This window comes from Variovorax sp. YR266 (assembly GCF_900107295.1).
Classification (GTDB): domain Bacteria; phylum Pseudomonadota; class Gammaproteobacteria; order Burkholderiales; family Burkholderiaceae_C; genus Variovorax.
The window spans coordinates 178319-200062 of the sequence record NZ_FNPM01000008.1; the positions used below are offsets into that span (position 1 = coordinate 178319).

Here is a 21744-nt window from a genome sequence, read left to right on the forward strand (position 1 = left end):
TGTCGGGCAGGCAGACCAACGGCACGGGTCCTTCCGCAGAGGTATGCGTTACGGGTAATTCGAACCGCGACCTCAGACTGTTCGGAGATTGGCCTAAGGGGGTTAAGTGAATCTCGTCTACTGTGCACAAGAAACCTTGCCCTTGCCCTACCGCAGCATGGGGCATTGACCAAGATGAGCGATCACTGATAGCTCAGTCGATGGCATTGCGAGAGAGCAGGTCAGCGCCGCGCAAGAAGGACCGCCGCGGCAGTGTGATCCTTGACACGAGCAGGTACTCGGCGTTGGATGAGGTCCTCTTTCAGTCAATCAACGCCTAAGGACAACGCTTCCAGGAGCAGTCTGCGCAATGAATTGGCAGTCCTTCCAAATTGGAACTTTGGAATCAATTTAGCCAAAGTAACACCAAAGTGTGTCGTGATATTGCAATTGTTAGTCAGCCCGTGATCAGGTATCTTAATGTTTCAATAAAAGCCTGATGAGGGATCGAAATGGGAGTGGGGGAGACAACCGTGCAAGTGCACGGAGAGGGTGGCGTGCCGCCGCAAAAAGCCCTTGGCGGAGCGGCTGCGGCGAATCCGTCGCTTATTGCGCTTTGCACCGTCGCTCGCTTCCATCAGATCGCAGCCGACGCATCTTTGCTGGCGCACCAACTGGGCCTGACGCCTTCCGAGCCCGTCGACACTTCCACGCTGCTGCGCGCGGCCAAGCACTTGGGCCTCAAGGCCAAGTCTTCCCGCACCACGGCTGAACGCCTTTCCCTGACACCGCTGCCCGCGCTGGCGGTTCTGCGCAACGAAGACGGCAGCGAACGCTTCGTTATCCTCGCCCAATGCGATGCCCAGCGCGTCCTGCTGCAAGACCCGACCGCAGAAACCGCGCGCCCCGTCATCGAACCCCTGGACGTCTTCGCCGCCCACTGGACCGGCGAACTCATCCTCATCACCAGCCGCGCCAGTCTCGCGGGCGAACTCGCCAAGTTCGACTTCTCCTGGTTCATCCCCAGTCTCGTCAAGCACCGCAAGTTGCTGGGCGAGGTGCTCTTCATCTCCTTCATCCTGCAGCTCTTCGCGCTGGTCAGCCCGCTGTTCTTCCAGGTCGTGATGGACAAGGTGCTCGTGCACCGCGGGGTGACCACGCTCGACGTGCTCGTCATCGGCCTTGTGGTCGTCGTCATCTTCGAGTCGCTGCTCAACGGTCTGCGCAGCTACGTCTTCAGCCACACCACCAACCGCATCGACGTCGAACTCGGCGCGCGTCTGTTCCGCCACCTCGTGCAACTGCCACTGGCCTACTTCCAGGCAAGACGCGTCGGTGACTCGGTCGCCCGCGTGCGCGAGCTCGAGAACATCCGCAATTTCCTCACCGGCAACGCGCTGACGGTGCTGCTCGACGTGGTCTTCTCCATCGTCTTCGTGGCCGTCATGCTGTTCTACAGCGTGCCCCTGACGCTGATCGTGCTCGTGAGCATGCCGCTGTACTTCGGTCTGAGCCTGGCTGTCGTGCCCATCCTGCGTCGGCGCCTGGACGAGAAGTTCGCGCGCGGTGCCGAGAACCAAGCCATGCTGGTGGAGACCGTCAGCGCCATCCAGACCGTCAAAGCCACCGCGCTCGAACCCGCCTTCGGGCGGCGCTGGGACAACCAACTCGCCGCCTATGTCTCGGCCAGTTTCCGGACCCAGAACCTTGCCAGTTGGGCGCACGAAGGCGTCAACCTCATCGGCAAGCTCGTCAATGCCGCCACCCTCTGGTACGGCGCCCATCTCGTGATGAACAACGACCTGACCGTCGGCCAGTTCGTAGCCTTCAACATGTTCGCGCAGCGCGTGAGCCAGCCCATCATGCGCATGGCCCAGCTGTGGACCGACTTCCAGCAGACCGGCATTTCCATGGCTCGGCTCGGCGACATCCTGAACACCCGCACCGAAGTGGCGCCGAGCACCGCTGCGCAACTGCCCGCCCTCAAGGGCCGCGTCACGCTGGACAACCTGACCTTCCGCTACCGCCCCGAAGCGGCTCCGGTGCTCAACGGCGTCAGCCTCGACGTGCGACCCGGCGAAGTCATCGGCATCGTCGGGCGTTCTGGCTCTGGCAAGAGCACTCTCTCGAAACTGATCCAACGCCTGTACACCCCCGAGCAGGGGCGCCTCCTGGTCGACGGCATCGACATTAGCCTGATCGACGCGGCGCAGCTCAGAAGGCAGGTGGGCGTGGTGCTGCAGGAGAACACGCTCTTCAACCGCAGCGTGCGCGAGAACATCGCCGTCGTCGATCCGGCGGCGCCGCTCGACGCGGTGATCCACGCGGCCCAACTGGCCGGTGCGCACGAATTCATCAGCGAGTTGCCCGAGGGCTACGACACCATGGTCGGCGAGCAGGGGGCGAGCCTCTCGGGTGGGCAGCGCCAGCGCATCGCCATCGCGCGCGCGCTCTTCACCCATCCACGCATCCTGATCTTCGACGAGGCCACCAGCGCGCTCGACTACGAGAGCGAGGCCATCGTGCAACGGAACATGGCGCACATCTGCAAGGGCCGCACCGTCTTCATCATTGCCCACCGCCTGAGCGCCGTGCGGCATGCCAACCGCATCATCGTGATGGACAAGGGGCGGATCGTGGAAGGCGGCACGCACGAGAGCCTTCTGGCCAAGCCCAAGGGCATCTATGCCCACCTGTGGGCGATGCAGGACGGCGGGCTTCCGACCGAAGGGGCTGCAGCGGGCACGGGTGCAGGTGTAGGCACAGGGGGCGCGGTATGACCACGGATGTCTCCACCACGGCACCTGCGGCCAACGCACCCAGCGTTCGCCATCCAGTCTTCGAGTTGTTCGGCCGCTACCGCGCGATCTTCAAGGCCGCCTGGAAGCACCGCCATGAACTGGCCGGACCGAGGCGGCTGTCCGATGAAGCAGCCTTCCTCCCGGCGGCCCTGAGCCTGCAGGACACCCCTGTCCACCCGGCGCCCAGACGGCTGGCCTACGCGCTGATTGCGCTGTTCCTCATTGCCTTGACCTGGTCCATCTTCGGGCAGATCGACATCGTGGCGGTGGCGCCCGGGAAGATCATCGTGAGCGAGCGCACCAAGATCATCCAGCCGCTGGAGGTGAGTGTGGTCAAGCGGGTGCTGGTGAGGGACGGGGATCATGTGGAGGCCGGGCAACCGCTGGTCGAACTCGACCCCACGACTGCGAATGCGGACAAGACCAGCATCGACGAGCAGTTGAAATCGATGCAGTCGGAAGTGCTGCGCACGCGGGCGTTGCTGCAGGCACTCAACGCGTCAGCACTGTCGCGTGTGCCGGAACTGGGCAAGAGCATTCCCACCGGCTGGACGGATGTCGACATCGCCGCAACGCAGGCTCAGCTGAGTGACGAGTGGAGCGACATCACGGCCAAGCTCGCCAAGGCGGCATCCGAGATCAACCGACGCCAGGCGGAGATCGCGACCGTGCGCGAGATGGTCAACAAGCTTGAGACGACGGTGCCGATTGCCAGACAGAGAGAAGCCGACTTCCATCAGTTGGCCAACCAGGGCTTCATGTCGAGTCATGCGAACCAGGACCGCACAAGGGAGCGCATTGAGCTGGAGCGCGACCTGGCAACTCAGCGCGCCCGCTTGGCTGAAGCCAACGCCACGATGCGCGAGAGCGAGAACACAAGGACTGCCTACATCGCCGAGACCAAGCACAGCCTGCGGACGCGTGAAGCGGCTGCCGAACTCAAGCGCCAGCAAGGCACACAAGATCTGGCGAAGGCCGGCCAGCGTGAGCGGCTGACCACGCTCAAGGCGCCAGTGGCAGGCACGGTGCAGCAACTGGCCATGCACACCGACGGCGGGGTGGTCACGGAAGCTCAGCCGCTGATGGTGATCGTGCCCGACGGCGCGCAGGTAACGGCCGAGGTGACGCTGGACAACAAGGACATTGGCTTCGTCAACACCAGCCAAGAAGCCTCGATCAAGTTGGAGACGTTTCCGTACACACGCTACGGCACGGTGAACGCGACGGTCAAGACCGTGACGGCGGATGCAGTGAATGACGAGAAGCGCGGGGCGATTTTCCCGGTGACGCTGAACCTGAACAACACAACCATCGATGTGGATGGCAGGCCAATCAAGTTATCTCCGGGGATGAACCTCACAGCGGAGATCAAGACGGGCAAGCGGCGGATTATTGAATTTTTGTTAAGCCCTGTTCAGCGGGCAACAAGTGAGGGCTTAAGGGAAAGATGACCATCATGAATTGTGAAAAATTCTTTACTAGTACTCTTAATTTTGCGTACTGCACTGCTATTTTATTGCGGCGATTCGTACTTGCCATGGCAATGAATCCATTAATCTTTGCAAAAAATTTGATGAATTTGATTTTTGCAGTGATGCTCTTTTTGCAATGGGATTTTGCTTGGGCGCAGAAAGAGGAGTATGACTATCAATATATTTTGCAAAATACAAAATTATCAATTGATCCTTTGGGCTCCAAGATTTTGGTTATTCAAGGCCTGAAAACTGAGAGTCCAAATGCCCTAATTGTGCAACGAAAGAGTGAAAAATTTTCTTTGACTAGAGAATTTCCGGTTCGTGCTGACCTTCGCCATCTCAGTTTTTCCTCCAGTGCGCAGTATTTGTTGGAGATATCGCGCATCGAAAATCTCACCACTTTGGCGCGAGTCAATGTCGAAACAAATCAGCGGCAGGTGATATATAGAGAATCCAAGGAGATCTGGCTTCCTAAGGAAATAGGTGTTGATGACTATGTGTATTTTCAGGCAACAGCACAGACCTCATCTCAGGGTGTTTGGGTTCGCCAGAAAAGCAATTTGCAAAAAGTCTTGTTTTCAGTTCCTAATCGAATATCGTCCAGAATGAATTTGGCGGGGGATTCTTTGTACGTCATGAATTGGACATCTCCAAGAACTTTTTTTGCGTTAACTGGGAAAGTTCCAGCAGAAGCCGAGCGATTGGCTAAAGAGGACGATGTGTGGGAGATTTTTTGCTCCGATTCTGCGCCTTTGCAGTGTGCGAGGCACAAACTGAAATTAACAAGGCACGGTTATCTTGCCACAGTCGAAATGACGAATGGCTTGCAAAAATGCGTGGTTCCTGGCCAATGGTTCGATTTGCGAGAGCTTCAAATCTCTGCAAGCGGAGAGTATGCCATTTTTCACGCGAAAGCCTCCGGGGGAAATGGAATTAGAAGTATTTATTTGACTCGGTATGCCGAGGAAAAATGCGCGCTTGATGTCGTTTTTTCAGAAAGGGATGGGAAATGGGAACTCCAGTAAATATGAATAGGCATATCGGATCGAATATTCCAATTCGATATGGAAACTATTATGGGCCTGGTTATACAGGTGGGGAAATTGTGAAGCCGGGTGAAAGAGGCGATTACGGTGTTGCACCAATCAATCCTACTGATTCTGCAGCAAGAGATCATGATTGGCGTTACGCAAACGCTGACGATGCCCTGGCAGCTGGAAGAAAAGACATATCTGATTGGATAAAAAATGATGCCGATCGAGAAATGGCGAAAGCGCTTTCTGATCGAATTAGAGATCTTAGAGGAAGACAGGATCGAACATTTGAAGAAGATATGGAGCTTGCGCGCGCGCAAAACGCAAAAACAATTTTTGATAAAAAACCTTTACCTGAGCTTCCTGATCCCATAGAAAGATTCCAGTGGGACGTGCCGGGTCCTCCAGCACTTCCCGGTGACGCCTCAGAAGGTCCATCCTGGCACGATGTCGACGATTCCACCAACATGTGCTATCGCGACGCGAAAGGTTGGCGGCAGCCTGTCGATCCGCTGATGCTGGATCTGGATGGTGATGGGCTAGAACTGAAGGCTGCCGATGGCTCGGTTCTGTTCGACCACAACGCCGACGGCATTAAGACGGGCACCGGCTGGATTGGCTCTGACGACGGTATCCTTGTTCGTGACCTCGACGGCAATGGCAATATCCAGACCGGGCGAGAGTTGTTCGGTGTTGACACCGTCAAGCGCAACGGGGAGAAGGCAGCCAATGCCTTCGACGCCTTGGCCGATTTGGATAGCAACGCCGATGGCAACTTCACTGGTGCGGACTTCGCCTGGAGTCAAGTTAAAGTCTGGCGCGATCTCGATCAGGACGGAATCTCTGATGCGGGCGAACTCTTCTCGCTGGATCAGTTGGGCATCACCCGAATTGGGGTAAGCGGCAGTACCACCAACACGACCGGTGGCAGCCAAGCAGGCACGACCATCAACGGCAACTTTATTGCGCAAAGCGCCAGCTTTACGCGCAATGGTGAAACCCACAGCGTGGCATCCACCAACCTTTCTGCAGGTGCCATCGATTTGGACTCGAGCAATTTCCACCGCGAGTTCACCGACCACATCCCGCTCACCGATATCGCCAAGGCACTGCCGACAATGCAAGGTTCTGGTCGGGTGCGTGATTTGGCTGAGGCAGTGAGCCTGAGCACGGAGTTGGCGGCAGCGCTCACGATCTTCGGCTCCGCTACGACGCGCGAGGCGCAGATTGAACTGATTGACGGCCTGATCACGACCTGGGCTAAGAGCAGTGACTTCTGGAGCAGCATCGAGGACAACCTCGGCGGCAAGGACAACATCAGCCTTGGCATCACAGTGCCGACGGGGATGACTCAAGAGCAGTTTCGCAATCTGATTGGGGTGCTGGAGGTGTTCAATGGTGAACGCTTCTACGAGGGCGCAAATTCAACGCCGACGACACGACCTGTGGCCGGCTTCACCACCAGCACCGAAACGATCACTTCGGGTGGAGTGACCCTCGTGCGACCGGCTTATCACATCAACCCGCCCGCGGCCCAGTTGGCATTGCTGCAGCAGAGCTACGAGGCACTAAAGGAGAGCATCTATGGTGCACTGGTTTTGCAGACCCGGCTCAAGCCCTATTTGGAATCCATCGATCTGACGATTGACGAAAGCGGAGCAAGTTTTGACGTCACCGGGCTGGCAGCGAAACTGGATGCACTGAAGGCCAGTAACGAGCGGGCCGCTTTGGTTGATCTTGTGGAACTCAATCGCTACGCGCAGGATACGTTGCAAGCAGTAGGGTTCGATGGGTTGGAGCGTTTGCGCGGTTGGATCGAATCGCTTCCGGCGGACTCTGCACTGCGGACGGAGTTCAACAGCTTGAGTGTCTATGCGGGCAGCTCGACCTCGGGTAGCTCCAAGGACGACATCTATGTCGGCAGCGCGAGCGCGAATAGCTTCAGCGGGGGCACTGGTGCCGACATTGTTGACGGCGGCGCGGGCAACGACACCCTCACCGGTGGTGACGGTGCGGACACCCTGATCGGTGGCGAAGGCGCGGACTCGCTGTCGGGCAATGCCGGCAACGACACGCTGCTGGGCGGCGTGGGTAACGACAGCCTGTATGGCGAGGCCGGCAACGACATCCTCGACGGCGGTGTGGGCAGCGACAGCCTCTCGGGCGGTGACGGCTCCGACGTCTATCGCTTCGCGCGTGGCTGGGGCCAGGACACGGTCAACAACTACGACGTGAGCGCCGGCAAGACCGATGCGATCGAGTTCGCAGCCGGCATCGCAGCCAGCGACATCGTGGCCACGCGATCGGGTGATGCTCTCATCCTGAGTCTGAAGGGCACCACCGACACCATCACCATCAGCAGCTACTTCAGCGCTGACGGCACCAGCGGCTACAAGCTCGAGCAGATCCGCTTTGCGGACGGCACCAGCTGGGACTACGCAACAACCAAAGCGAAAATCACCACGGTAAATCCACCCTCGGGGGTCACGCTTCAAGGCACTGCTGCTGACGACACTCTCTCCGGTGGAACTGGCAACGACACGCTCAATGGCGGTGCAGGTGCTGACCTGCTGCAAGGCGGTGAAGGTAACGACACCCTCAACGGTGAGGCAGGCAACGACACCCTCGATGGTGGTGCTGGCAACGACACCCTGAACGGAGGTGCCGGCAACGACACCTACCTGTTCGGGCGTGGCTCGGGCCGCGACACCGCCTACGACTACGACACCGTCGCAGGCAACGTGGACACCATCCAGCTGGGCGAAGGCGTCTCGGCCTCCGACGTGCAGGTGCTGCGTAGTGGCGACAGCCTGTACCTCTACATCGATGGCCTCACGGGCGACCGTCTGGAGCTGCAGAACTACTTCTACCAGGAAGGCGTCTCGGCCTATGCCATCGAGAACATCCGCTTCGCCGACGGCACCAACTGGGATCTGGCCGCCATCAAGGCCAAGGTGATCGTGCCCACCGAGGGCAACGACAGCCTCATTGGCTACGTTGGCAACGACGCCCTCACGGGCCTGGCGGGCGACGACATCATCTACGGCCGTGCCGGCGACGACACGATCGATGGCGGCGCGGGCGCCGACACGCTGTACGGCGAGGACGGCAACGACACCCTCGTCGGCGGTGCGCAGGACGACACGCTCAATGGCGGCGCAGGCGCCGACCTGCTGCAGGGCGGCGAGGGCAACGATACCCTCAACGGTGAGGCAGGCAACGACACCCTCGATGGTGGCGCTGGCAACGACACCCTGAACGGAGGTGCCGGCAACGACACCTACCTGTTCGGGCGTGGCTCGGGCCGTGACACCGCCTACGACTACGACACCGTCGCAGGCAACGTGGACACCATCCAGCTGGGCGAAGGCGTCTCGGCCTCCGACGTGCAGGTGCTGCGCAGTGGCGACAGCCTGTACCTCTACATCGATGGCCTCACGGGCGACCGTCTGGAGCTGCAGAACTACTTCTACCAGGAAGGCGTCTCGGCCTATGCCATCGAGAACATCCGCTTCGCCGACGGCACCAACTGGGATCTGGCCGCCATCAAGGCCAAGGTGATCGTGCCCACCGAGGGCAACGACAGCCTCATTGGCTACGTTGGCAACGACGCCCTCACGGGCCTGGCGGGCGACGACATCATCTACGGCCGTGCCGGCGACGACACGATCGATGGCGGCGCGGGCGCCGACACGCTGTACGGCGAGGACGGCAACGACACCCTCGTCGGCGGTGCGCAGGACGACACGCTCAATGGCGGCGCAGGCGCCGACCTGCTGCAGGGCGGCGAGGGCAACGATACCCTCAACGGTGAGGCAGGCAACGACACCCTCGATGGTGGCGCTGGCAACGACACCCTGAACGGAGGTGCCGGCAACGACACCTACCTGTTCGGGCGTGGCTCGGGCCGTGACACCGCCTACGACTACGACACCGTCGCAGGCAACTCGGATAGCACGCAATTCGGTTCCGGCGTTTCTGCGGAGCAGTTGTGGTTCACGAAGAGCGGAAACGATCTTTCAGTCAGCATCATCGGTACGATCGATCAACTTACGATCAGCAATTGGTATGCAAGTGGTAGCTATCGCGTTGAGCAATTCAAAACCAGCGATGGAAAGGTTTTGCTGGACAGTCAGGTGCAAAATCTAGTCGATGCAATGGCGGCTTTCTCGCCGCCGGCCGCCGGCCAGACCACGTTGCCAAGTAGTTATCAAAGTAGCTTGAATACAGTAATCGCCGCAAATTGGCATTGAGTCGCTACGCACACGAAGCTAATGAGGGCGATGCTCGTAAAAGGCATCGCTCTCATTAACTAAGAATTTCGCCCGTAATACTGCAATCCTCCACCAAGGCAATCGCGAGTTCGCCTTCTGCCTCGGGTGGACCGCAAGCGAAAAACTTGATGCGATCCATCACCGGACGCAGTTAAGAGTAATTTGACCAGCGCCTCGGCAAGACACTCAAACTAAAGTCTATGGTCGGAAGATTCGCGTGCCCGGAGGTCCGCCTGGGCGGGCGGAAGCGGACTGTTGCTGGCCGAGTCTAGACTTTCACCTTCGGGCACAAGGTGCCGGTGGCCGCAGGAAGAAGCCGTGATTCAACGTTGGACATGAGCGGCTGCAGAAATCAGTCTGTCGATGGACGAGGTAGAAGGCTCTTGGCGTGCTGCGATAGGGCCTCCGCGAGTTGCACGTATTTTTCGACATCAACATTTGTGACTCTATCAATTGGACTCACGACTGACTCAGCCTTGCATGAGACGTACATCGTGTCATTCTTGAGGTCGTTGATGTGATCTATCAGGTCTGCTTGCAGATTGCCAAGGCTCTTCTGTAGTTCTTCAGAAAAGGCTACTGCATAAGTTACGAGAAATTCAATTTTCTTCTTGTGATCTCGGACAAGCCTGGAGACCTTTGAAATTTCTGTTTCGGGCGTTCCTGAGATGCCCATAGTTTTCAGAAGAATGCTCTTCGCTGACTCTTCCGTTGCCATGTGGGAAAGATAGTAAGCACGCGGCAAATGCTTTGCATCGAAGAGAAGGCGAGACTCCGTTGCGAGCGCAATTGCATTCTCTGCTGCCTGCTCTCCCCAGCGCTGATAGATCGAATGGGTCATGTGATTTTTAACGTTCACGGTAAGCCGCGCTGAAGTGCGAAGCATGGAGCCTCCTTAGTTTGACGGCGAAGCCTCAGGAGACATCGGTGCCAGCAAGATTCGAGACGAGTTTTTCAACACAATCGGCCGATAGTACCCCTCCACATGTCGCCGTCGAACGCCAGTAACCAGTCTGAAGCGGGCTTGCCTGACGGGCGGCTATGCAGCGATCGCGGTCTGTCGTGCGTCTGCAATTGACGTCCGCTTCTTGCCAGTGAACTGCCCTTCAACGCGGCTGCTCCGACTACCAGCGGGAAGAAAAGCTAGCCACAAAAGCCGGGGCGATTCAGTTCGCCCTGTGCTGTTAGCCTTACATGGTCGGCAGGGCCCCTGCCACGCCAACTCCGGCCATCGTGCCCAATTTTTGAAGTGAACTCACCATGACTAGCCCGCTGTACAACGCCTCCGTTCCCGTCATGCAGCAGATGCTGCGCGCCCTGTCCGACGTGCTCAAGAAGGCCGAAGACCAGGCGACGCAAAGAAATATCGATCCAAATGCGCTGCTGCAGGCGCGGCTGTTCCCTGACATGTTTCCGCTGGTACGTCAGGTACAGATCGCCGCAGACTTCTCCAAGGGCATTGCCTCCCGCCTGGCTGGTGCCGAGGTGCCGTCCTGGCCCGACACCGAGGTCAGCTTCGCCGACCTGCAAGCGTTGATCGCCAAAGCTTTGGCCCATATCGGCTCCTTCAAGCCTGAGCAATTTGATTCCAGCGAAAGCCGCGAGATCGTATTGCGCCCCGGCACCCCCAAGGAAAAGAAGCTGACCGCAAGCGCATATCTTTTGCACTATGGACTGCCGCAGTTTTTCTTCCACGTGACCACCACCTATGCCATCTTGCGTCACAACGGTATGGAGATCGGCAAGCGCGACTACATGGGTGCCTACTGACCCAAGACAGACAGGCGCTCGGCCACTCTGGCCACTGCCACTCGAAGTGCAAACGTGCGCGGCAACCCCAATGTGTTGACGCGCGACATCGGCACCTCATCACTGGCGCAGGGTTGCGTGGGGCAATTCACCACGGTGCAGGTCGAGCGCTACGATGTCGTGCTGCCACCGATTCGCGCCTTTGAGCCACCAATGACGGTCCTCCGAGGGGCCTTCATCACCCGGTGAAGGCGCCTTGAAGGCGCCGCCCTAGAGCCTGGGCCTGCCGGCACTCGAACGCGGTGTTCAACGGCCAGCGTACGGCAGCGACGAGTGATGCACGACGATGCGCAGCTTGCCGGCACCGTCCTTCACGAAAGTCCAGGTCTTGTCGACCGTGGTGACCTTGCCGTCCGGGTCGGTGAACAGCACGTTACCCAGCGTGCTGGCCACGTCGCCGTGGATGAGTACGGCAGTGTTGGCAATCTCGCATTTAGTCCAGCCCTTCAGGGCGAAGCCGGTGTCGTTGGGAAAGGCAGGGTTGCCGCCCACGAAGTACGCCAGCGCGCCGTCGCGAGCGGTGCGGAAGGTCTGCGGCGATGTCGTGAGCGTCGGCTTGAACAGCACTGCGCCCAGTTGGTAGGCGTAAGCGCTGTCGATGACCTTCTCGGCCAGCGCCCTGGCGGCCGGCTGCCCTCCGCTGGAATTCGCAGCGCTGATGTCGACCAGCGCCTTGCACCAGGCCTGCTGGGCCCCCAGGACTTCCGCTTCCGTGATGCTCCGGTCGACGACTTTCTCCTTGGCGACGGCCGGCAAGATTGCCCCTGCGATCAGGAGGCTGGCGATGGCGCTGGGAATGAATTTTTTCATTTGGGTCTCCAATTGAAGTAGTTGGATACCGGAGCGGCCGGGTGGGTCGAGCCGAGACCCAAAGTGCATCAATACGACATGCACAAGGCATGATGCGCCGGCTGATTTGCTCTGAGTAAAAGATGCAAATGAAATGAATGGTTGTGCATTCGCGAGATAGCCAGGCGTGCAGGCCGGTCTCGCAACAGTCTGAAGCGGGCGCACACGAAGGACGGCTATGCAGCGATTGCCGACATCCCCCGGCCTAGCGCGAATGGGTACTATCGGCGGCCGATTGTGCCCCTTGCTGCCGCAGGTCCAACATAGCCGTGAAGGCCGATGCCTAGTCCAGTGAAGCAGGCGCGGCATCAAGGACAGCTTCAGTCCGACCCGCGCATGCTGAGGTTCCCTCAACTCGATGGGAGACCATCATGGGATCAGCAAACACTGCAACCTGCCGCGCGCCCTGGAACAAGGGCAAGATCATCGGCCAGAAGGCACCGTTCAAGCTCAAAGACATTTGGGCGCTGCGGGTGCGGCTGCAGCTGGAGGGCCGAGTACGTGAGCTCGCCCTCTTCAACTTGGGCTTGGACAGCAAGCTGCGAGGCTGCGATCTTGTCAGCCTGAAGGTCAGGGACGTGTGCCACGGAGAGCAAGTTGCCCCACGGGCAACAGTGATGCAGCACAAGACGCAGCGTCCAGTGCAGTTCGAGCTCACGCCAGGAACCCGCGAGGCTGTGCAGGCGTGGATCCAGCGCACCGGACTGCGATCGGACGACTTCCTTTTTCCAAGCCGAATGCACGACTCGCCGCACCTCGGCACCCGGCAGTACGCCCGGATTCTTGGTGGCTGGGTCAGAGAGCTTGGCTTGGACCCTGCCGACTACGGAACGCACTCGATGCGACGGACGAAGGCGACGCTGATCTACCGGCGGACGAGGAACCTCCGCGCGGTGCAGTTGCTGCTCGGCCACTCCAAGCTTGAGTCGACCGTCAGATACCTGGGCATCGAGGTGGATGACGCCCTGGAGATCTCAGAGCAGATGGAAATTTGAACGAGCGTCGATTGAGCGGCGCAGATCCGTCCGCCTTGCTGCGGCAGTGAAGCGGATCGATGCACCATCGGGTGGCTCGATTCCGGCGCAAAGCAGTCATTCAGCAGGCCGCGCCGACTGACTGCTGCCAGTCTCAAGCTGACCGGATCTGTGAACGGAAAGGCTTGCCTGATTGGCAGCCCAAGGAATCTGACCAGCAGCGGCAACGCTGCGCATGAGCAAATCGACGATCCGGGGTCGCGCAGCAGTAACTTTCATTAGCTTCCAGTCGTAAAAGAGAGGTTACTGATCTAGTTACTGCACAATGCCTCGGAAGCACCCGGACCAATGCGGAAGCAAGGACAATAAAAAAAGCCCTAAGTAGTTGATTTACTTAGGGCTTTTGGACTTGAGCGGACAACCGCAAAAGTAATGTTGGTGGCTCTTCACGGACTCGAACCGCGGACCTGTGGATTATGATTCCATCGCTCTAACCGACTGAGCTAAAGAGCCGTCAGTGCTGATTTGCACCGAGCCCAAAATTATAGCCCAGGCTGAGGGCCCAGTTCAACTACCCGCGGGCAACTTGCCCAATTCTTCGGAAACCAGCCGCACGATCAGCTTGTCCAGCGTCTGCACCGAGTAGTTGCCGACGTCATGCACGGTCTGCGTTCCCGGGCCGCTCGCCGGGTTCGTCGCTTCCTTGTAGGTCAGGAACACGAAGCGCCCGCCGGTGTATTGCGCGATCTGGCGCTGGATGTATTCGCCCTGCTTGTCGAGCCCCGATGCGCCCACGCTCAACACCTTGATGCCCTTGCCCAGCGCGGCGACCATGTCGTCGTCGTATTGCGGGCCGCCGTAGTCGAGGTGCGGCGGGGCGTCGGCCAGCAGCACCACGAGGCGCGTGGTGCGGTTGCCGCGCCAGCTCATCTTGTGGATGGTTTCGTTCAGGGCCTCGTTCATCGCCTCGGGGTAGTCGCCGCCGCCTGCAGCACGCAGCGCATCGAGCACGCCCTGGAAGGCGTTGAGGTCGTTGGTGAAGTCGTGGCGGCGCACGAGAAATTCGTCGGTACGGTCGCGATACGCCACCAGGCCGAAGCAGGTGTCGGGGCGGCTCGGCAGTTTGGCAACCTGGTCGGCGATGGTGCGCAGCGTGGTCTTGAGCTTCGCGATCTCGTCGTCCATCGAGCCGGTGGCGTCGATCAGGAAGACCAGGTCGAGCCTGGCGCGCGCGGGGGCAGCGCCGGGCTTGCCGTCGAGCACGACGTCGACGGCGTTCTTCTGGCCGCGCTGCAGGAAGGCGGTGCTCTGGCGGCCGTTCCTGCGCACGGTCACTTCGTACACCGGGCTCTGCGCCTTGTCGAATGCGTTCGGATGCAGCCAGGCGCGCCCGCCCGCGTCGGTGCGGGCCCACATGGCGGCGCCGTTCGCGGCCTGCACCGCCACTTCGGCATCGGGCACGACCGCGCCGCGGGCGTCGCGCACCTGGAGGAGGTAGCGCGCGCTGATGTCGCGCTCGCGGTGGACGACCTGCGTGCGACCGCGGAAGGCCAGGTATTCGCTGAAGTCGGCGTTGTCGTCGACCATGCCGGCGGTGACGGGTTCGTTGGCGGGGCGCGGGGCTTGGGCCGGTGGCTGAAGGCCGCCGCTTATGCGCGGCGCTGCGGGCGCGGCTGGCGCAGCAGCTTCAGCGATGGCGCTGGCAAGGGGCTCGGCGGCGGGTGCCGGCATTGATTTCGCGGCCGAGACCGACGGCGAGCCGGGCCGGCGCAGGCTGTAGTCCTTCATCGCGTCGGTGTCCGCAAGCTCGCGCCGGTCGCGTGCGACGCGCGCCATGCCCGGTGTCTCGTAGGTCTGGACTGGCCTTGCGCAATGCGTGGCCGACGGCGCCTCGAAGTTCGGCGCCGTCTGCGTCACCTGCAAGCGGCTGTCGGGTGCGGGCGTAGGCCAGCGCGTGGCGCCGGCAACGGCAGGGGGCTCGGTGGCGCCGCAGGCGGCCAGGAGCAGTTGAGCGCACAGCAGTACGACGAGCGGGCGGCGAAACCGGGGGACGAAAGCTTGGGTCATGAAAGCACTCCGGGTGGTTGAGTGCAGGCTGATACGGCCGACCACCGCCAGCGGGGTTGAGCTCGCCGACTTTTTTTGCCGCCCCGAACCCCGGTGCGGTCCGCCGCCCGTACAAGCTGGGGTGAAAATCCTTCGATGTCCGCGCTTCCCCGCGCCCCTTCCGCCAAGAACGCCCCCGAGCGCCAGGCCATGCCCGACGACCAGTTGATGCTGGCCTACGCGCAGGGTGACGCCGCCGCGTTCGACGTGCTCTACGCGCGCCACGAAGGCGGACTGTTCCGCTTCGTCAAGCGGCTGCTGGGCGCGCGGCTCGTGGCGCAGGCCGACGAGGTATTCCAGGACACCTGGGTGCGGATCATCTCGGCGCGCGACAGCTTCTCGCCGCAGGGCGCGACGTGGCGCACCTGGGCCTTCACCATCGCGCACAACCTGGCGATGGACCGGCTGCGCGTGAGCGGGCGCGAAGTGACGCTCGATGCGCACCCGGACGATGACAGCGAACCCGTGCCCACGCTCGACCGTGGCGTGCGCGGGGCCGTCGATGCGGCGGCGCACCCGTCGGCTGAAGAGCTGGCGTTCTGGCGCGCCGCGGGTCGCCGCCTGCTGGCTTGCCTCGACGAACTGCCGGCCGATCAACGCGCCGCGTTCCTGCTGCACCATGAAGACGGCCTGACCGTCGAGGCGCTGGCCGCGAGCCTGGAGATTGGTTTCGAGACCGTGCGCAGCCGCCTGCGCTATGGCTTGCAAAAACTGCGCGGGTGCATGGAGCGCTATCTGTCGGTGCTGGAGCAACGGGCATGAGCGGCAACAACACCAAGTTCGACGACGACAACAACGGCGATCTGCGCGACTCCGCGCTGCGCCGCGCGCTGGACCATGCGCCCGACAGCGATGCCAGGCCCGATCCGCGCACGCGCGACGCGATCCTGAAGATGGCGCACAACCTTGCCGAGGCGCCGGTGACAGCGAGCCCTGCCGCCAACAGCGCGAGCGCCGCGCCGTGGTGGCGCCGCCTCTTCGGCGGTGGCGGCGAGCCGCGTGCGCGCATGCCGTGGAACGCGGCTTTCGCGACGGTGCTGGTGGCTGGTTTCGTGGCGGTGCTGTGGCATCGCGAGCCTGTGCCCGATGCGCGACTCGATGGTGAAGCCCGCGTGGGCGGAGCAACTGCGCAGGCGCCGGCTCCAGTGGCGCCGGCTGCACCGGCTCCGGCGCAAGCGTCCGCGGAGGCCGCGCCTCCAGCCGAAGCGCCGGCAGCCGCCGCCGCGCCGCCACCAGTCGTTGCGCAAGCCCCCGCAGCGCCTGCCGCGGAGCAACGCGCCAAGGCCCCGGCCCCGCGCGATTCTTCTTCCCCGAAAAAGGCGGCCGATGCGGCGAGCGCAGATGCTCTCCAGCGTGCTGCGCCGAAGCCATCTCTCAAGCAGGCGGCTCCTGCGCCCGTCGCGCCCGCCGAGCCGGTCACACCTTCGACACCGCCTGCCATCGTGGCCGAGCAATCCGCACCCGCACCCGTCTTGCGCGATGAACGCCGCGAAGCCCGCGTGGAAAACGAACGGCGAAGCGCTTATGCAGCAGGAGCGCCCGCGCCGGCAGCGCCACCGCCACCAGCCGCCGCACCCGCGAACCAGGACAGCGCCAGCGCCGAACTTTCCGGCGGACTGAGTTCGACCGCGCCGGGCGCTGCCGCCAAGGCCATGACAAGGCCTCGGAGCGCAGCGGCGTCTTTCTCCGCGCTGGAGCGATGGACGTCCTTCAACTTCACGCGTTCAGGCGCCAGCGTGCGCCACGAGCGCGGCGACATCGAAGGCCTGCCGGCGCTCGTGAGCACCGTGGCGCGTTCGGCCACGTCGCCCGATGAACCGCTCGCCGCACCGGTCGAGGCGCGGCTTGAGCTGCACCGGGGCAATGCGCCGGTCGCCGTGCTGGAAATCGCCGGCGGCCAGGTGCGCTGGACATCGCAGCCCGGCGGCGCGGCTCTCGTCGGCACGCCGCCGGCGCAGGCGCTCGACGCGCTGCGCTCGCTGCTTATGCGCTGATCAGATCAGGCGTTCTTGAAATCCGGCGCGCGCTTGTTGAGGAAGGCGTCCATGCCTTCCTTCTGGTCGACGGTGGCGAACAGCGCGTGGAACAGCCGGCGCTCGAACATCACGCCGTCGCTCAGGCCGCTTTCGAAGGCGCGGTTGACCGATTCCTTCGCCGCCATCACCGAGATCTGCGAGTAGCCGCAGATGATCAGCGCCGCGCCCAGCGCCTCGTCGGCGAGCTTTTCGAAAGGCACCACGCGGCTCACGAGGCCGGCGCGCTCGGCTTCGGCGGCGTCCATCATGCGGGCCGTGAGCACCATGTCCATGGCCTTGCTCTTGCCCACTGCGCGTGGCAGGCGCTGCGTGCCCCCGGCGCCGGGGATCACGCCGATCTTGATTTCGGGCTGGCCGAACTTCGCGTTGTCGGCCGCGATGATGAAGTCGCACATCATCGCCAGCTCGCAGCCGCCGCCCAGCGCGAAGCCGGCCACCGCGCCAATCACCGGCTTGCGGATCGAGCGGATGGTTTCCCAGTTGCGCGTGATGTAGTCGCCTTTGTAGGTGTCGATGAAGCTGTACTTGGCCATCGCCGCGATGTCTGCGCCGGCCGCGAAGGCGCGCTCGCTGCCCGTGAGGATGATGCAGCCGATGGCGTCGTCCGCATCGAAGGCCTTCAGGGCATGGCCCAGCTCGGTCATGAGCGCGTCGTTGAGCGCATTCAGGGCCTTCGGGCGGTTGAGGGTGATGATGCCGACCTTGCCTGCTTCGGTCCGCACTTCGATGTTTTCGTAGCTCATGGTGTCTCCGGGGGGGAACGGGGGAAGAGGGGAAAAACTCGCTTCACTATACCCAGCATGGCCGGTGCGGGTGGCGGGGCATTGCGAGTTCCCATAGAGTGCCCGCCATGAGTTCCAACTACGCCTACCTGTTCGTCGCCATCGTGGCCGAAGTGATCGCCACCAGTTTCCTCAAGGGGTCCGAGGGCTTCACCCGGCTGTGGCCCACGCTGGCATCGGTGGTGGGCTATGTGATTGCGTTCTTCTTTCTCTCGCTCACGCTGCGCACCATCCCCACGGGCATCGCCTATGCGATCTGGTCCGGCGTGGGCATCGTGCTGATCTCGCTGGTGGGCTGGCTGTGGTTCGGGCAGAAGCTCGACGGGCCGGCCATTGCGGGGCTCGCGCTGATCATCGCGGGCGTGGTGGTCGTGAACGTGTTTTCCAAGTCGGTTTCCCACTGAGCGCCATGCGGACTTTAGTTGAGAATTGTTCTCATCTAGAATGCCCGCCATGGAGTTCCCGATGCAAGAACATGCCGTGTTGCTGCGGGCCTATGCCCGCGTGCAGGAGCGCTGCTCGCGCCTGCTGGTCGAGCAGGCCGCGCTCGTCGAAAGGCTCGAAGCGCAGATCGTGCGTTTGCGTGGCGCCCTGGTGGCGCGCGACTCGGCCATTGCCATCGTGCGCGAAGAGCTTGCGGTGCGTGCCGCCGCAGGCGGAGCGCTGCCGAAGCGGCTGAGCGCGCTGCTGTCGCCGGGCAGCAAGCGCCATCTGATGATGCCGCCCGAGCCGCAGGCGCCCGCCGACCTGCGCGAGAAGGCCGTGCTGTGTGTCGGCCATGAAGACGAGGCGCCTTCGCTCGCGCGCCAGCTGGTCGAGATTGCCGGCGGCCGCTACCTGCACCACGACGGCGGAGACGATGTGGACGATCCCGCGCTCGAAGCCAGCCTGCGCGCGGCCGATCTCGTGATCTGCCAGACCGGCTGCGTGAGCCACGGTGCCTACTGGCGCGTGCAAGACCACTGCCGACGCACCGGCAAGCCCTGCGTACTGGTCGGTGAACCGCAGCCGATGCTCTTCGTGCGGCATCCGACTGCGGCGGAAAACGCCTAGCCGGCCAACCAGCCCGCCACCTTCGTGGCGTCGTGCGAGAACAGGCGCCAGGTGGTCACGCCGACAGGCAACACCAGCGGCAGCCTGATCAGCTTGCGGTCGCGCGCCACGATGGCCGTGCACTTCGTCGCATCGCCCAGGTACAGCGCCAGGTCGTCGAGCTTGGCGATGCGCCAGGCCTGCGCAGCCTGCTGCTGGCCCTTCTTGCCGACAGCGGGCAGCTCGATGCCGATCCACTCGTCGTTCGCGCAGAAGCCGGCCTTCTCGGCCGCGCCGCCGCGCAACACCACCTTCACCTGAACGCTGCCATTGGCCTCGGCCACGCGCAGGCCCAACGCCTGCGCCTGCTGCGACGGGTCCTCCAGCGTGGCAACGCCGTGCGCGCGCAGCAATTGCGCGAGCGGAAGCTCCTCGGTCGAATGCACCCAGCGCGCCAACTCCGCCGCGTACGAGCGGCCGCTCACGGCCTCGAGCGCCGCTGCAATGTCGGCCTCGCTGATCGGCCCGCCACTGCTGTGCGTCCACAGGTGGCGCATCACGTCGTCGAGCGAGCCCTTGCCTTCATGGCGCAGCGTGAGGTCGAAGCACAGCGCCACCAGCGCGCCCTTGGTGTAGTAGCTCACCGTGCTGTTGGGCGTCTGCTCGTCCTGGCGGTAGTACTTGACCCAGGCGTCGAAGCTCGCGTCGGCCACCGGTTGCACCAGCCGGCCCGGCGTCTGCATGACCTGGTTGATGGTCTTGTTCAGCAGGCGCAGGTAGGCTGCGTCGTCGATGCGACCGGCGCGGCGCAGCAGCAGGTCGTCGTAGTAGCTGGTGAAGCCTTCGAAGAACCACAGCAGCTGCGTGTAGTTCTCCTGGCTGTAGTCGTAGCGCGCGAACTCGGCCGGCCGCATGCGCTTGACGTTCCAGGTGTGGAAGTACTCGTGGCTGATGAGGCCCATCAGCGTGGTGTAGCCGTCGGGCTGCTTCTTCTTTTCGCCGCGCTGCGGGAGGTCGCGGCGGTTGCAGATCAGCGCGGTCGAATGGCGGTGTTCGAGTCCGCCATAACCGTCGTCGACGGCGTTGAGCATGAACACGTAGCGGTCGATCGGCGGCTTCGGTCCGCCGCGCTTGCCGACCTTGTCGCCGTGCCAGAAGCGCATCTCGGCTTCGCAGATCGCCTTTGTGTCGGCGATCAACCTCTCGCCATCGAAGGATGCAGCGGCACCGGCAATCACGAAGCGGTGCGGCACGCCGCAGGCTTCGAATTCGGCACTCCAGAAGGTACCCAGCTCGACCGGGCTGTCGGCCAGCTCGTCGTAGCCTGATGCGTGGTAGTTGCCGAAGCCATGCTTGTCGGCCTTCAGCGGCACGAGCGCGGTGGCGCACGACCAGCGCGCGGCGTCGTCGGCCAGCTTGGGTGCGACGATCTCCAGCGCATGCGGCGCCTCGGTCTGGCCTTCGACGCGCAGGCACACGCTGGTGCCGTTGAAGAAGCCGCGCTCGGCATCGAGCCAGGCGGTGCGCACCGAGTTGTCGTACGCGCAGACCTGGTAGTGCAGTACCAGCGGCTGGCCGGGCGTGCATTCGACGAGCCAGCTGCATTTGTCGAGCTGCATCAGCGCCGGCTTGCGGCGGCCCTGCGTGGCGCGCAGGCCTTGCAAGTTCTTGGCGAATTCGCGGACCAGGTAGCTACCGGGAATCCACACCGGCAGCGACACGTGCTGCTGCGCGGCGGGTGCGTCGATGGTGAGCGTCACGGCAAAGAGATGCGCGTGCAGGTCCGCGCATTCGACGCGATAGCGCACGCCGGCCACGGGTGCGGCGACAGCGGCGGCGCGCCGCGAAACGGTCTTCGTCGCCATCAGCTGGACGAAGCGGCGAGTTGCTTCTCGACCTGCTCTGCGGGAATGGCGCCGGGCGTGCGGGTACCGTCGCTGAAGATCAGCGTGGGCGTGCCGGTGATGTTGTACTTGCGGCCGAACTCGACGTTGCGCTGCAGCGCGGTCACGTCGCAGCCGTTAGGCGCGGTGGTGGGACGGGTGCTCGACTCCATCCAGTCGCCCCAGGCCTTGCCCTTGTCCTTGCTGCACCAGATGTCGCGCGACTTGATGTTCGAATCGGGGCCGAGCACCGGGTACAGGAACAGGTACACGGTGACGTTGTCGACCGTCTTCATGTCCTTCTCGAAGCGCTTGCAGTAGCCGCAGTTCGGGTCTTCGAACACCGCGAGCTTGCGCTTGCCGTTGCCGCGCACGATCTTGATCGAGTCCTTCAGCGGCAACTGGTCGAAGGCGACCGCGCTGAGTTTTTCCACGCGCTCTTCGGTCAGGTTCTTGCGCGATTTCACGTCGATCAGGTTGCCCTGGATGAGGTAGTTGCCCTGCTCATCGGTGTAGAAGATCTGCGAGCCGTTCACGCGCACTTCGTAGACACCCGGAATCGGCGACTTCGACACTTCGTCGATGGCCGGGAACTGCGGAATGCGTGCGGGCAGGTTCTTGCGGATCTCGGCTTCGCCGGCTGTGGCGGCCACGACCGCGCCCAGCGTGCAGGCGGCGAGTAAGAGGTTGCGTACGAGTGTCATCGGGAG

At 62.4% G+C, this 21744-nt stretch carries 17 protein-coding genes and 1 tRNA gene; 11 read left to right on the top strand and 7 right to left on the bottom strand.

The window, feature by feature from the left end; translation table 11 throughout:
- The first annotated feature begins 497 nt into the window (after nt 1-497).
- The 4 genes from BLW48_RS21460 to BLW48_RS36025 all read left to right on the top strand — a co-directional run bounded on the left by BLW48_RS21460 (nt 498) and on the right by BLW48_RS36025 (nt 9542).
- Nucleotides 498-2759, top strand: coding sequence for a type I secretion system permease/ATPase (locus tag BLW48_RS21460; RefSeq protein WP_371127561.1), 2262 nt, complete (start codon nt 498-500; stop codon nt 2757-2759).
- The gene (locus BLW48_RS21465; RefSeq protein ID WP_093177382.1) at nt 2756-4231 is read left to right on the top strand and encodes an HlyD family type I secretion periplasmic adaptor subunit; all 1476 of its coding nucleotides are present in this window, start codon (nt 2756-2758) and stop codon (nt 4229-4231) included. The genes BLW48_RS21460 and BLW48_RS21465 overlap by 4 nt, the downstream gene beginning before the upstream one ends.
- Nucleotides 4228-5280 (top strand): hypothetical protein, encoded by a 1053-nt coding sequence (locus BLW48_RS35030; RefSeq protein WP_143047763.1) that lies wholly within the window; start codon nt 4228-4230, stop codon nt 5278-5280. The genes BLW48_RS21465 and BLW48_RS35030 overlap by 4 nt, the downstream gene beginning before the upstream one ends.
- 239 nt (nt 5281-5519) lie before the next feature.
- Nucleotides 5520-9542, top strand: coding sequence for a calcium-binding protein (locus tag BLW48_RS36025; protein WP_305367588.1), 4023 nt, complete (start codon nt 5520-5522; stop codon nt 9540-9542).
- 373 nt (nt 9543-9915) lie between these two features.
- Here the strand turns inward: BLW48_RS36025 and BLW48_RS21475 are convergent, their stop codons facing one another.
- On the bottom strand, nt 9916-10449 hold the full coding sequence (locus BLW48_RS21475) for an AbiV family abortive infection protein (protein ID WP_093177385.1): 534 nt from the start codon (nt 10447-10449) through the stop codon (nt 9916-9918).
- A gap of 374 nt (nt 10450-10823) precedes the next feature.
- Between BLW48_RS21475 and BLW48_RS21480 the strand changes: the two genes are divergently transcribed.
- Nucleotides 10824-11333, top strand: a complete 510-nt coding sequence (locus tag BLW48_RS21480; RefSeq protein ID WP_093058073.1) for a DUF1993 domain-containing protein — start codon at nt 10824-10826, stop codon at nt 11331-11333.
- Between the two features lie 54 nt (nt 11334-11387).
- Nucleotides 11388-11561: a hypothetical protein gene (locus BLW48_RS35440; protein WP_371127562.1), complete on the top strand. Its 174-nt coding sequence runs from the start codon at nt 11388-11390 to the stop codon at nt 11559-11561.
- 57 nt (nt 11562-11618) lie between these two features.
- Here BLW48_RS35440 and BLW48_RS21485 read toward each other — a convergent pair whose 3' ends face one another.
- Nucleotides 11619-12182 (bottom strand): hypothetical protein, encoded by a 564-nt coding sequence (locus BLW48_RS21485; protein ID WP_093177387.1) that lies wholly within the window; start codon nt 12180-12182, stop codon nt 11619-11621.
- Between the two features lie 410 nt (nt 12183-12592).
- Here BLW48_RS21485 and BLW48_RS21490 point away from each other — a divergent pair, with 410 nt between their 5' ends.
- Nucleotides 12593-13216, top strand: a complete 624-nt coding sequence (locus tag BLW48_RS21490; RefSeq protein ID WP_093177389.1) for a tyrosine-type recombinase/integrase — start codon at nt 12593-12595, stop codon at nt 13214-13216.
- Between the two features lie 415 nt (nt 13217-13631).
- Here BLW48_RS21490 and BLW48_RS21495 read toward each other — a convergent pair.
- Together BLW48_RS21495 and BLW48_RS21500 are read right to left on the bottom strand one after the other, a co-directional pair.
- Nucleotides 13632-13708, bottom strand: a tRNA-Met gene (locus BLW48_RS21495).
- 54 nt (nt 13709-13762) lie between these two features.
- On the bottom strand, nt 13763-15262 hold the full coding sequence (locus tag BLW48_RS21500) for a vWA domain-containing protein (protein ID WP_093177390.1): 1500 nt from the start codon (nt 15260-15262) through the stop codon (nt 13763-13765).
- A gap of 135 nt (nt 15263-15397) precedes the next feature.
- Here BLW48_RS21500 and BLW48_RS21505 point away from each other — a divergent pair, with 135 nt between their 5' ends.
- On the top strand, nt 15398-16063 hold the full coding sequence (locus BLW48_RS21505; RefSeq protein WP_093056656.1) for a sigma-70 family RNA polymerase sigma factor: 666 nt from the start codon (nt 15398-15400) through the stop codon (nt 16061-16063).
- Entirely contained in the window at nt 16060-17295 is a 1236-nt protein-coding gene (locus BLW48_RS21510; protein ID WP_093177392.1) for a hypothetical protein, read from the top strand. The genes BLW48_RS21505 and BLW48_RS21510 overlap by 4 nt, the downstream gene beginning before the upstream one ends.
- Nucleotides 17296-17300: 5 nt before the next feature.
- Here BLW48_RS21510 and BLW48_RS21515 read toward each other — a convergent pair whose 3' ends face one another.
- A complete protein-coding gene (locus tag BLW48_RS21515) occupies nt 17301-18080 on the bottom strand; it encodes an enoyl-CoA hydratase (protein WP_093177393.1) in 780 nt (259 codons plus the stop codon).
- Between the two features lie 107 nt (nt 18081-18187).
- Between BLW48_RS21515 and BLW48_RS21520 the strand changes: the two genes are divergently transcribed.
- Nucleotides 18188-18523: an SMR family transporter gene (locus BLW48_RS21520; protein WP_093056653.1), complete on the top strand. Its 336-nt coding sequence runs from the start codon at nt 18188-18190 to the stop codon at nt 18521-18523.
- A 61-nt stretch (nt 18524-18584) separates the two neighbouring features.
- Complete coding sequence (locus tag BLW48_RS21525; protein ID WP_093177587.1) at nt 18585-19172, top strand: DUF2325 domain-containing protein; 588 nt, start codon at nt 18585-18587, stop codon at nt 19170-19172.
- On the opposite strand, the gene BLW48_RS21530 is transcribed toward BLW48_RS21525, so the two are convergent.
- Together BLW48_RS21530 and BLW48_RS21535 are read right to left on the bottom strand one after the other, a co-directional pair.
- Entirely contained in the window at nt 19169-21016 is a 1848-nt protein-coding gene (locus tag BLW48_RS21530; RefSeq protein WP_093177395.1) for a M61 family metallopeptidase, read from the bottom strand. The genes BLW48_RS21525 and BLW48_RS21530 overlap by 4 nt on opposite strands.
- Entirely contained in the window at nt 21016-21738 is a 723-nt protein-coding gene (locus BLW48_RS21535; protein WP_093078462.1) for a DsbC family protein, read from the bottom strand. Before BLW48_RS21535 ends, BLW48_RS21530 begins: the two co-directional genes overlap by 1 nt.
- Nucleotides 21739-21744: the final 6 nt, after the last annotated feature.